14 protein-coding genes and 1 tRNA gene are annotated in these 12139 nt (G+C 36.8%); 7 read left to right on the forward strand and 8 right to left on the reverse strand.

What is annotated here, in order from left to right:
* Positions 1–155: 155 nt before the first annotated feature.
* Positions 156–779: a thymidine kinase gene (locus tag H8R24_RS16735; RefSeq protein WP_187021388.1), complete on the reverse strand. Its 624-nt coding sequence runs from the start codon at positions 777–779 to the stop codon at positions 156–158.
* A 231-nt stretch (positions 780–1010) separates the two neighbouring features.
* Between H8R24_RS16735 and H8R24_RS16740 the strand changes: the two genes are divergently transcribed.
* The 6 genes from H8R24_RS16740 to H8R24_RS16765 all read left to right on the forward strand — a co-directional run bounded on the left by H8R24_RS16740 (position 1011) and on the right by H8R24_RS16765 (position 6665).
* Positions 1011–2021 (forward strand): hypothetical protein, encoded by a 1011-nt coding sequence (locus H8R24_RS16740; protein ID WP_187021389.1) that lies wholly within the window; start codon positions 1011–1013, stop codon positions 2019–2021.
* A 6-nt stretch (positions 2022–2027) separates the two neighbouring features.
* Positions 2028–2750, forward strand: a complete 723-nt coding sequence (gene rsmI, locus H8R24_RS16745) for a 16S rRNA (cytidine(1402)-2'-O)-methyltransferase (RefSeq protein ID WP_187021390.1) — start codon at positions 2028–2030, stop codon at positions 2748–2750.
* Between the two features lie 8 nt (positions 2751–2758).
* The gene (locus H8R24_RS16750; RefSeq protein ID WP_187021392.1) at positions 2759–3103 is read left to right on the forward strand and encodes a HopJ type III effector protein; all 345 of its coding nucleotides are present in this window, start codon (positions 2759–2761) and stop codon (positions 3101–3103) included.
* Between the two features lie 97 nt (positions 3104–3200).
* Complete coding sequence (gene recJ, locus H8R24_RS16755) at positions 3201–4892, forward strand: single-stranded-DNA-specific exonuclease RecJ (RefSeq protein ID WP_187021394.1); 1692 nt, start codon at positions 3201–3203, stop codon at positions 4890–4892.
* The gene (locus tag H8R24_RS16760) at positions 4889–6172 is read left to right on the forward strand and encodes an MFS transporter (RefSeq protein ID WP_187021396.1); all 1284 of its coding nucleotides are present in this window, start codon (positions 4889–4891) and stop codon (positions 6170–6172) included. The genes recJ and H8R24_RS16760 overlap by 4 nt, the downstream gene beginning before the upstream one ends.
* Before the next feature lie 136 nt (positions 6173–6308).
* Complete coding sequence (locus H8R24_RS16765) at positions 6309–6665, forward strand: hypothetical protein (protein ID WP_187021398.1); 357 nt, start codon at positions 6309–6311, stop codon at positions 6663–6665.
* Here the strand turns inward: H8R24_RS16765 and H8R24_RS16770 are convergent.
* The 4 genes from H8R24_RS16770 to H8R24_RS16785 are packed head-to-tail and all read right to left on the reverse strand — an operon-like array spanning position 6662 to position 8877.
* Positions 6662–7420 carry a UDP-2,3-diacylglucosamine diphosphatase gene (locus H8R24_RS16770; RefSeq protein ID WP_187021400.1) on the reverse strand — a complete coding sequence of 253 codons (759 nt, stop codon included), beginning with the start codon at positions 7418–7420 and terminating at the stop codon, positions 6662–6664. The two genes, H8R24_RS16765 and H8R24_RS16770, sit on opposite strands and share 4 nt — an antisense overlap.
* Positions 7421–7441: 21 nt before the next feature.
* Positions 7442–7894 carry a 6-pyruvoyl trahydropterin synthase family protein gene (locus H8R24_RS16775; RefSeq protein ID WP_187021402.1) on the reverse strand — a complete coding sequence of 151 codons (453 nt, stop codon included), beginning with the start codon at positions 7892–7894 and terminating at the stop codon, positions 7442–7444.
* Positions 7863–8102: a hypothetical protein gene (locus H8R24_RS16780; protein WP_187021410.1), complete on the reverse strand. Its 240-nt coding sequence runs from the start codon at positions 8100–8102 to the stop codon at positions 7863–7865. The genes H8R24_RS16775 and H8R24_RS16780 overlap by 32 nt, the downstream gene beginning before the upstream one ends.
* Before the next feature lie 4 nt (positions 8103–8106).
* The gene (locus tag H8R24_RS16785) at positions 8107–8877 is read right to left on the reverse strand and encodes an enoyl-CoA hydratase/isomerase family protein (RefSeq protein ID WP_187021404.1); all 771 of its coding nucleotides are present in this window, start codon (positions 8875–8877) and stop codon (positions 8107–8109) included.
* Between the two features lie 123 nt (positions 8878–9000).
* Here H8R24_RS16785 and H8R24_RS16790 point away from each other — a divergent pair.
* Positions 9001–9074: transfer RNA gene (locus H8R24_RS16790), tRNA-Ala, on the forward strand.
* Positions 9075–9118: 44 nt separating this feature from the next.
* On the opposite strand, the gene H8R24_RS16795 is transcribed toward H8R24_RS16790, so the two are convergent.
* The 3 genes from H8R24_RS16795 to H8R24_RS16805 are packed head-to-tail and all read right to left on the reverse strand — an operon-like array spanning position 9119 to position 11913.
* Positions 9119–10057 (reverse strand): lipid A deacylase LpxR family protein, encoded by a 939-nt coding sequence (locus H8R24_RS16795; protein WP_187021405.1) that lies wholly within the window; start codon positions 10055–10057, stop codon positions 9119–9121.
* A complete protein-coding gene (gene mtgA / locus H8R24_RS16800) occupies positions 10058–10801 on the reverse strand; it encodes a monofunctional biosynthetic peptidoglycan transglycosylase (protein ID WP_187021407.1) in 744 nt (247 codons plus the stop codon).
* Entirely contained in the window at positions 10801–11913 is a 1113-nt protein-coding gene (locus tag H8R24_RS16805; RefSeq protein ID WP_187021409.1) for an NAD(P)/FAD-dependent oxidoreductase, read from the reverse strand. The genes mtgA and H8R24_RS16805 overlap by 1 nt, the downstream gene beginning before the upstream one ends.
* Between the last annotated feature and the right edge of the window lie 226 nt (positions 11914–12139).

The following is a 12139-nucleotide window of genomic DNA, read 5'->3' on the forward strand; positions in this document are numbered from 1 at the left end:
AGGTCATGAGTATCTGTGGTTATAGCTATGTTTTTTTAGACAATATTTGGTCTATACAATAAATGCGTTTGGTATTAAAACGTTAATCAATAAAATATTCGTTCAAAAAAAACCCTTACTGAGCCATCAGAAAGGGTTTTGTTATTTATAGAATCCTATTTCGTTTTGTCTCCCTCTCCTTTGGAGAGGGCTGGGGAGAGGACTTCCCGCATAGCATGATAATAAGCAGCACGGCTTAACGGCTCATATTCTTCGGTTTCGCCTAGCATCACCAGTTTATCATTATCGGTTTTTCTAAAACTATAATTTGCTAGATTTCCTGTACGTGTACATACGGCATGCACTTTAGTCACATACTCGGCTGTGGCCATTAATGCAGGCATAGGGCCAAAAGGATTACCCTTAAAATCCATATCTAATCCAGCAACAATAACACGAATCCCTTGGTTTGCTAAATCATTGCAAACTCTAACTATTTCGTCATCAAAAAACTGAGCTTCATCAATTCCTACCACATCGCAACCTTGCGCCAAAATAGCAATATTGGCTGCTGCAGGCACTGGAGTAGAACGAATTTCATTGGCATCATGAGACACCACCATTTCGTCATGGTAACGTGTGTCCACTTCGGGTTTAAAAATCTCTACTTTTTGCTTGGCAAATTGCGCTCTTTTGAGACGACGAATTAGTTCTTCGGTTTTACCCGAAAACATCGAACCGCAGATAACTTCGATCCAACCAAATTGTTCTTTATGATTTACTGTATTTTCGAGAAACATTTTGTTTTTTTCTAACTTAAAAAATGAATAGTTTTTATTACTTTGTACCGTAATAAACCAACATAAGATTTTACACATTTATGTTGTCTCAAAAGTAGAAAAATTTTATCAAATCAAGGATTTGTGAACAGTTATTTAAAATTAAATGTTCACACCATAACATCATGATACCATTTTGACACTAAATCATATAAGAAACACATACGCCATACATACTATAATTTAATCGTTATGAAAAAAAAATTGGAAGCCGATTTAATCAGCATTGCTCACAGAATATTGCAGCTAAAAAACAAATCTGATATTAATCAATTGTATTTAGAATCTCAAAAGCTATACGAAAAACTGTCGGTTTTACGATTTATTGACGAGCATTATGGCGATGTAAAACCAACGATTGGGCATGCCGAAATGGAACAAGAAGTACAAGCGTTTTATGATAAAGATGCTGAACTACCTGCTGAAACGGTTTTCGAACTAACCGAAACAGTAGTGCCACAAGAAGAAAAAACGGAAGCAAAACCAGTTGTAGAAGAGAGCGTAACACCAGCTGCAGTTCCAGAAGTGACTGTAATTCATGAAGAGCCAGCTGCTCCACTTGAAGAGCCAGCTGCCTTTGAAGCCGACATTAAAGAACAACCCGTTACAGAGGAAATGCCCCTAAGCGACATCGTTGTTCCTAAAGAAGAGATTTTTCAAGCAGCTCCTATCGAAGATGAAAAAGTAGCGCCATTAAATGATTTTACAGCCGATTTCTCTTTAGAGACTGAACCTGAAGCACTAGCACCACAGCAACTTGAAAAAGTACAAATATCTTTTGAAGACTTGTTAGGCGGGAATTACAGTGACACGCAATTTGTAAAAGTAGATGACGTCCCTGCTTTGCCACCAGAAATTGTTTTTGAAGCAAAAGAAAAAATAGAAGTAGTCATTCCAGAGGCAAAGGCAGCTCCTGAAGTAAAAGAAATCAAAAAAGAAGAACAAAAAATAGTATCCCTTAACGACAAATTATCAAAAACACTTGATATCGACTTAAACGATAGAATTGCTTTTGTAAAACATCTTTTTGGCAACAACAACGAGGACTATAACCGCGTACTAAGCCAATTGATAACATTTGGCACTTTTCATGAAACCAAAGATTTTATCGAAGAGATGGTCAAACCAGACTACAACAACTGGGAAGGAAAAGACGATTATGCTGATCGTTTTATGGATATTATCGAGAAAAAATTCCTTTAGTCAATTATGTCAAAATTATATATAGTCCCAACTCCCATTGGCAATCTCGAAGACATGACTTTTCGAGCCATCCGAATTCTTAAAGAAGTCGATTTAATTCTGGCCGAAGACACCCGTACCAGCGGAAAACTTTTGAAGCATTTTGAGATCGGTACACACATGTACAGTCACCACATGCACAATGAGCACAAAACGGTAGAGAATTTAATTTCGAGACTAAAAGCCGGCGAAAATATCGCCTTGATTTCTGATGCGGGAACTCCTGCCATCTCTGATCCTGGCTTTCTATTAACACGCGCTTGTATTGAAAATGGTGTTGAAGTAGAATGTTTGCCCGGTGCAACCGCTTTTGTACCTGCTTTAGTGAATAGCGGACTACCTAATGATAAATTTATTTTCGAAGGTTTCTTACCTGACAAAAAAGGGAAACAAACACGCTATTTGGCCTTAGCCGAAGAAACGCGCACCATGATTTTATATGTTTCACCTCATAAATTAGTAAAAACGCTAGCCGAATTTATTACTTATTTTGGCGAAGACCGACAAATTTCTGTTTCTCGAGAATTATCAAAACTACACGAAGAAAATGTTCGCGGTACTGTGCGAGAAGTGCTAACCCATTTTGAAAAAACAGCGCCAAGAGGCGAAATTGTGGTAGTAGTAGGCGGAAAACCAATTGTAAAAGAAGCCAAAAAAAGTAAATTTTCAAAAGACGATAATAAAGAATAAAACACATTATGACCTTAACTACATTCCTTAGTACCCTAAAAGAAAACCCAAAATCTATTGCATTTACTGATACTATCGCACTAATTGAGGACAATTACACCTTTACCCCTACCGCTTTTCAAAACGGTAACCAACACAATGCCGCTGGAGAAAACTCGGGTTCTTGTAAATTGTTCGCTTTCGCAAAAGCGCAACAACTAAGTCCAACCGAAACGCTAGCTTGTTTTGGCGCGTATTATTTTGAAGACGTTTTAAAAAACCCAGAAGGGACTGACCACCAAAATATCCGTAATTTTATGACAAGCGGTTGGGACGGAATTGCATTTGAAGGTGACCCTTTACAATTCAAATAAAACATTACATCGCAAATTCGCAAATTGAAATAATTAGAGAATTTGCGGTAACTTTTTTGATTTAAAAAATTTCAAGAACAGTATAATTCATAGTACTATGAGGTGGACAATCAAACCAAAACCTTCTGATGATAAAATTAACCATTTGGCGCAAGCCTTAAATGTAGAAGATTTTGTAGCCACTTTACTGGTACAACGCGGCATCGAGACTTTCGAACAAGCCAAAGCTTTTTTTCGTCCTTCATTAGACCATTTGCATGATCCTTTCTTGATGAAAGACATGGATAAAGCAGTGGAGCGCATTGAAGAAGCAATTGCAAATCAAGAACGCATCCTTGTTTTTGGTGATTACGATGTCGATGGAACAACCGCTGTATCGCTAGTTTCTTCATATTTAAAATCCTATTATCCCCATATTGCTACCTATATTCCGGATCGTTATCTGGAAGGCTACGGCATATCGTATAAAGGAATTGACTACGCCGAGGACAATGAATTCACCTTAATTATAGCACTCGATTGTGGTATAAAATCTATTGATCATGTCGCTTACGCAAAAGAAAAAAGCATCGATTTCATCATTTGTGATCACCACAGGCCAGGAGACCAACTTCCCGAAGCAGCAGCAGTTTTAGACCCGAAAAGAACCGATTGTGATTATCCATACGACGAACTTTGTGGTTGCGGAGTTGGATTTAAATTGATTCAAGCATTAGGAAGTCGTAAAGGAGAAACTATCGATGATTTGATTCCGTATCTTGACTTAGTAGCCACAGCAATTGCCGCTGATATTGTCCCAATGACTGGAGAAAATCGAGTATTGGCTCACTATGGACTGCAAGTGATTAACGCTGATCCAAGACCCGGAATCAAGGCATTAGTGCACCAAGTTAAAAAACAAACCCTAGATATTACCGATGTTGTTTTTATCATTGCACCGCGAATTAATGCTGCAGGTAGAATAAAACATGGTAATCATGCCGTAGAATTGCTGACTGAATTTGACTTTGATCAAGCACAGCAATTTGCCTCTGAAATTGAACAATACAACTCCGACCGAAAAGATTTAGACAAGCAAATTACTAAAGAAGCGCTTGCGCAAATAATCGAAAACCAAGAAACAGAACAATTTACTTCGGTTGTTTTTCAAGAAGATTGGCACAAAGGAGTTATAGGAATTGTAGCGTCTCGATTAATAGAAACCTACTACCGCCCTACCCTTGTCTTTACAAAAAGTGGTGACAAATATGCAGCATCGGCACGATCTGTAAAAGGATTTGATGTATACAATGCACTCGAAGCTTGCTCCGAACATTTGGAGCAATTTGGCGGTCATATGTATGCGGCAGGAATGACAATACTTCCAGAGAATTATCCCGCTTTTAAGGCGGCATTCGAAAAACAAGTACAAGAAACAATACAACCCGAAATGCGTACTCAAGAAATTGAGATTGATGCCGAAATTAACTTCGCTGCTATTACGCCTAAGTTTTTTAGAATTTTGAAACAGTTTGAGCCATTTGGACCTCAAAACATGACACCGGTCTTTTTAAGCAAAAATGTAATAGACACCGGTCACGGAAAAACAATGGGCAAAGAAGACGAGCACTTACGATTATTTGTAAAGCAAAACAATTCAGAAGGACTTGCAGCAATAGGCTTTGGTTTAGGTGATAAAATGGAGTTTACAACTCATCAGAAACCCTTTCAGGCCGTCTATTGTATTGATGAAAATGAATGGAACGGAAAAGTCACTACACAATTAAGATTAAAAAATATTAAGCCATGAGTTTTGATAAAATAAAAAAGAAAGATCCCTACGCAGCTTTGCGTTATAAAGAATTCAATACCTTTTTGCTGCTGCGTTTTGCCATGGTTTTTGCTTGGTCAATGCAATTTATTGTTATAGAATGGCAAGTGTATAGTATTACCAAAGATCCTCTTTCGCTAGGAATAATAGGTTTAATGGAGGTAATTCCAGCACTCTCGATGGCTTTGTTTGCGGGTCATATAGTGGATCAAAAAGAAAAAAAAGGGTTGTTAGTAAAATGTATTTTAGCCTTTTCTGTAATCAGTTTTGGTTTGTTTTTATTGACCTGGCCAACAGTTGTAAAAGGTTATGCCACTCAAACTATATTGTATTCTATCTATTTTTTAGTTTTTTTAGGAGGACTAGTTCGGTCTTTCTTAGGGCCAACTATTTTTTCGTTATTGTCCTTATTAGTACCTAAAAAAGTTTATCCTAATGCAGCAACATGGAGTAGTTCTGTTTGGCAAATTGCTTCCGTTGTAGGGCCTGCTTTTGCTGGATTTTCCATTACTTTAATAGGAGTTCATTGGTCTATGTGTTCTGTTTTTATCTGTTCTATTCTTGCTTTACTGGCGCTGTCTCAAATCGAGAAAAAGCCGATTTTAAACCCCAAAATTGGTGAGCCTATAATGCAAAGTTTAAACGAGGGAATAAAATTTGTCTTCAATAACAAAACGGTATTAGGTGCAATTACCTTAGATATGGTCGCTGTCCTCTTTGGAGGTGCTGTAGCGTTGTTACCTATCTTTGCGCAAGACATTTTAAAAGTGGGTCCCGAAGGTTTTGGTTTCTTGAGAGCTGCACCCGCAGTTGGAGCATTTATTACCATGCTGATCACCGCTTATGTACCATTGAGTAAAAACGCCGGAATGAAGTTGCTATCAGCGATCTTTGCTTTCGGTATTTGTATTATAGTCTTTGGTCTTTCTACTATATTTTGGGTTTCATTAGCTGCCTTGTTTTTAAGCGGTGTGTTTGACGGGATTTCGGTTGTAATTAGACAAACTATTTTACAATTGAAAACACCAGATCACATGCGCGGCCGCGTATCAGCAGTGAATTCCATGTTTGTGGGTTCGTCAAACGAATTGGGCGCTTTTGAAAGTGGTTTAACAGCAAAATTAATGGGAACGGTTACGGCAGTAGTTTTTGGAGGAAGCATGACGCTTTTTGTAGTGCTTACCACCGGGATAATCTCTCCTACTTTTAGAAAACTAGATCTAACTAAAGATCTTGAAGAACACGAAAACGAAGCATAAAAAACGCATTTAGAATGATAAAAAAAAGTCGATACAAGATCTTGAGATTCTGTACCGACTTTTTTTATGTTTTTTACATTTATTTTATTTAGAATAAATCTAAATAATTATTATATTTGTGTCAAACGACAGACACATGCAACCCATAAAGCAAATATATTATAACGACTCCGGAACTTCATTTTTCTGGAGAAAAGAAAACGAAGTATTAACAGATAAGGTTCAACTGATTTTTAGAGAAACTGGATTCTATTTAAGCCGTCAAGAATTGAAACTTTTTCAATCATGTATTGACGAAAGCTATAACCAAAACAGCAACTGTAGTGATTGTGCGCTCAAAAATACGTGCCACAAATTTTTGCTAAAAACACCCTGTACACAAATTGATTTGGCTGTTTCTATGCAGGAATTAAAGGCAGTAAAAGATCTTGTAGAAGGCACTTTGTTTAAGATAAACCTTGACGAATACCTGTATGGAGAAGGGATGAATTAATTCTCGTACTTTTTTAATTCGAAAGTATCGCCGTCAAATACACCGTAGGTAAAATAAGAGATCCAATCGCCTAGGTTGACATATTCGGCATTTTCACCTACAGAAAGTTTCATAGGCAAATGACGGTGTCCAAAAACGAGGTAATTGTAGTGTTTGGTTTCCAACTTCTTTTTGGCGTAAATGATCAACCATTCTTTGTCTTCACCAAGAAAAGTAACATCTTCATCACCCGAAATTAATTTATTTTTTACAGATAAGTACTGTGCTAGACCCACTCCAACATCAGGATGCAACCAACGAAAAAGCCATTTAGAAAACGGATTTGTAAATACTTTTTTCATGCGTTTGTACCCCATATCTCCAGGACCTTTCCCATCACCGTGCCCAACAAGGAAGGTTTTATCCCCAAAAGTATATTCTTGATTGTCATGAAAAACAGGAATATTTAATTCTTTTTCGAAATACCCATCCATCCATAAATCATGGTTTCCTACGAAGAAATAAATTGGGATTCCGCTGTCGCGAATTTCGGCAAGTTTACCTAATACACGCACAAAGCCTTTAGGAACAACGGTTTTATATTCGAACCAAAAATCAAATAAATCACCCACCAAAAAAATAGCTTCGGCATCTTTTTTAATTTCGTCAAGCCAAGCCACGAATTTTTTTTCTCTAGGAAAACTCAATTCAGCTGTAGGCGCTCCAAAATGCTGATCAGAAGCGAAATATACTTTTTTATTATTGGGTAGTTTCATGCAACTAAGGTGTCAATTGAATTATAAATTATCGCTTGCAAACCATTCTGCAAAAGAAGATTCTGTTTCCTGTAATTTTAAAGCAAATAGTTTAATTCCGTCTGGCAATCTACTTTTTATTCTTTCGGCAAAATCAATAACCATGTTTTCACTTGTAGGTTGATAATCGACTAAAATAACGTGGTGACCGCGTTTTTTTAATTCTTCGGCCAATTCTACATGAGGTGTAGTTTCATTAAAAACAGTAGCATGATCAAACTGATCTACAATTTCTTCTTTTACAATTTTTTTTAAGTCCGAAAAATCGATTACCATTCCGAATTTTACGTTGTTCCTGTCTGTAATAGGCGATCCAATAACGGTTACTGATAATTTGTAGCTGTGTCCGTGAACATTTTTACATTTTCCGTCGTATCCATAAAGGGCGTGACCGGTTTCGAAGTTAAATTGTTTTGTAATTCTGATATTGCTCATCTAGGTATAATTTTGAGTGCAAATTTAGTAAAAAATTAAACGTTTTTATCTCTTTTTTTGCAGAAGAGTACATCCAGTAAGCCAATCCGAGTAAAACAATAAACGGAACAAAGGATCCAATAATCACTCCTGTTTGATAACTACTATCAGGAGCATCCTTTAATTTTTGCACAACATCTACTTGTTGAATAAGCGTTATAATTCTCATCTTACTAGTTCTTTTTAAATTGATTCAGTGCATTTTTAGTAAATTCCGAAAGTACCAGCTCACCTGAAATTGCGGCACGTTCCAGCAACAATGTATCCCAATTGTCAGTATCCTCCCAAATAACCTTCTTCATTTGGCTTAATGCTTCTGGATTGTACGATGCCAGTTTGGTCGTAAAATGCGCCAAGTCAATATCTAACTCCGTTTGATCTAGCAGTACTTTTGCATAAAGCCCTTTGTCTTGTGCCCATTCAGCAGACTTCCACTCGTGAGCAGCAAGTGTCATTTGAGTCATGGCGGTCTTGCCGATCTTACGACTCACGGCCGGCTCAATTACAAATGGACCAATCCCGATAGCGAGTTCCGAAAGTTTGACAGCAGCATTTGTAGTTGCAAAAGTATAATCACAAGCCGCTGCAATGCCTACTCCGCCTCCTACTGCCTTGCCGTGAATACGACCAACAATGATTTTTGAACAATTGCGCATGGCATTGATCAAATTAGCAAATCCTGAGAAGAAAGCACTACCTTCTTCAAGGTTTGAAACGGCTAGTAATTCATCAAAAGAAGCCCCAGCACAGAATGCGCCTGTACCTTCACTTTTTAAAATAATCACGCTCACAGCCTTATTACCACTCAAGTCCTTCAATTCTTGGGTCAATGCATCCAACAATTGACGTGGAAAAGAGTTGCTTGCGGGATGCCCAAAAGCTACGGTGGCTATTTTATTGTCGATAGTTGTTGTTAATGAACCATTAGAATCTATTGCTGCCATAAATGTCGTTTTTATGTAAAGTTAAAAATATAAATAGGAAACGCCCTTTTTTTGAAACTTTTGGACGACTTTTTTGAAAAATGCGATTGGAATGTAATATTGTATTATATTTGCGACACTACTGGGGGATTAGCTCATTTGGCTAGAGTACTTGCCTGGCAGGCAAGGGGTGACCGGTTCGAATCCGGTATTCTCCACATAATAAAACCGTAACTACTTTTAATTAAGCATTTACGGTTTTTTATTTTAGCAAATACGACAGTCCTATTGAACCATAAAAATAGCCCGAAATGGTCTTGCTGTATAATTCTTTGCCGCGATAGACAAAAACGTAGGATAGATTGAGATTATTTTTTCGGTACTTAAAACCTGCCTCTCCATTGAAACGAAAAGGAACCAGACTAAAAGTAACAGGACTATTGCTACTAAACAAACTACCTTGAATGGTGGCATCGTACAACTGATAGTTCACAGATGGTGCGATGTAAAAGTAAAATTCAGTGGCAACACTCCCTAAACTTGCACCATGCAGATTAGAATTATAAACTGGAACTAATTTTTTTAGCCCTATCCTAGTCAGAAACCCTGTTGATACTCCTGTGAAAATTGTACCTAGATTCGCTTCTGACTGAAAATGAAAATCAATTTTGGTACTTTCCTTAGTTTGAAATATTTTTTTAGAATAGAAAAACTGAGTTTGAACTGCCAAAGCATTCTTTATTTGATACTCCCAACCCGATACCGCTTTATAGCCTACCAGTTTATGAAAGCTTTTTTGAGTTTCTCGGCCAAAAGAATTAGGCCCTACATACCCCAATTGCAAATTTGCTTTTAGTACTGATTCGTTTTTATAAAATACATTACTTCCAACCTCGCCAAATAAATAGCCCGCAAATGGGCGATCTATACCCGATTCATCCTTTGAATCTAAAAACCTTGGCGTATAAATGTACTGTCCTAGCTTAAACTCAATTGTACGTTTTTCAATGCTATCGTTAGTGTTTTTAACTAAATGGCGATGAAAAATCTCCAGTCCATTGGTATAATACATATCATTTTTGGACGATGTGTATAGGTCGTTATCTGTAACAAGTCCGATTTCTGTAGTGCTCTTTTGTGCCCATAGATTTGCATTCCATAGTACAGCTAGGACAAGAATAAGGACTGTTTTACTATGCATCTAGTAATTAATTTTACCTACGGTGCGCATTACCTTCATAATCTTGGTTTTTCTATTATTGATGTATGAGGACGAACTGGTTGCTTTATATTTCCTTGGGTTTGGTAAAATAGCAGCTATTCCTGCGGCTTGCAACGGCGTTAAACTAGAAGCATCTTTACGGTACCAATGTTCTGTTGCTGCTTGGGCACCATAAATACCATCTCCCATTTCTATGCTGTTTAAATACACTTCCATTATACGTTCTTTGCCCCAAATCACCTCGATGAGCACTGTAAAATAGGCCTCTAATGCTTTTCGCAAATAACTTCTACCTTGCCAAAGAAATACATTTTTGGCGGTTTGTTGTGAAATAGTACTTCCTCCTTTTATTCGGCGACCACGCTCATTGCTTTTATACGCTTTTTGCATAGCAGTAAAATCAAAACCATTATGCGTTAAAAAAGTACCATCTTCACTAGAGATAACTGCTTTTTGCAAATTAACCGAAATATGATCTATTGATTCCCAATCATGACTAAAATAAACCGCCTTACCTGCCGCTTTGTTCTCGATTGCTCGTATAATCATTAAAGGCGTAAATGGCACGGGAACGAACTTAAAAAATACTACCGAAAAAAATGAAATCCCAACAAACCACAAGACAGCTTTTACTATTAAAAGCTTTAATTTAGTCATAAAAGAGGTTGTTTCTTTTTTTACTGGTTTTTTGGCTGTTTTACTCGACGTTGTTTTTATTCCCATTATACTAAATCTGCTAATTCTGTTCCTATTAAACTTCCTATTGCTACTCCCATTCCTCCAAGTCGCACACCACAATACACATTTTGGGACAATTGAGAAACAATTGGTATTTTACTACTTCCTATGCCCATAATCCCACTCCAGCGGTGTGCCACTTTAAATTCTTGATGGGGCAAAATTACTTCTTTTAATAAATCTTCCAATTTATTTTGTACAATTTCTGTTTGAGCAAGCTCCGTTGTTGTTTCGGCATCAAAATCTAAGTTCCTTCCGCCTCCTAATAAAATTCTATCGCCTATATTTCTAAAATAATAATAGCCTCTATCTAAATGAAAAGTACCTTTTATATCTAAATTGGTTATTGGTTCTGTAATTAAAACTTGAGCTCTGGCAGGCTTAACTGCTCCATTTGTAAGCTCATTTGAAAAACCATTTGTTGCAAACAAAACTTTCTTTGAACTAAAACTAAATGAACCCAAAGCGACTTCTACATGAGTTTCCTTGTCCAAAAATGAAGTTACCGTTTGTTGATTGAGTATTAAAACAGAAGCCGCATAAGCCTTTTTTAACAACTCCTGCATCATATTCCCGGTATCTATTTGTCCTTCAAAAGGGTTGTAAACCACATACTCCTTAGTACCTGCAAAACCAAAACGATCTACTTGCTTTGCAAAAACATCAGCTTTAAATTGTGGTTTTAAAATTTCATTTATAAAAGGCAGTTTACCCATACACTCTTGATAACTACTATCATCGTCTTTCAAAAAAACTTCATAACCACCAAAAGGTTTAAAATCGATAGCGGCATCTCCTAAGCGCTTTCGTAACAATTGCAAACCAGTCCAACGTTTTTGAATGAGCTGAATAACTTCTTCTTCTGAATGGGACTTTAGATCGTCTATAATTTCAGATAGACTACCAAAACAAGCAAAACCGGCATTCTTAGTACTTGCTCCCTGCGGCAACATTCCTTTTTCAAGCACTAGAATTTTACTTTCTGGGAATTTTTCGCGCAAGCGCAATGCTGCATGCAAGCCCACGATTCCGCTGCCTACAACTGTATAATCAACATTAGTAAACCAATTTTTTAATTCCCAATAACTTAACTGCATGTGTAATTTTTTATAAAAATAATATTTTTGAACAATTAAAGCACTCTAAAATTTCGTTTTTGAACAAAATAACATTCCGAAAGAGTTAACATAATCCTGATTCCTGTTTTAGAATAAAATTGTACTTTTAAAAACCCAAAATAAATAATTATATAGAGGTGTAAAGATAAATTCTTATCTTTCGTGAAAGAATTTTATTATGGAATCATTCAAAGGAGAAAGTATT

It is taken from the genome of Flavobacterium muglaense, assembly GCF_014305155.1.
Lineage (GTDB): Bacteria > Bacteroidota > Bacteroidia > Flavobacteriales > Flavobacteriaceae > Flavobacterium > Flavobacterium muglaense.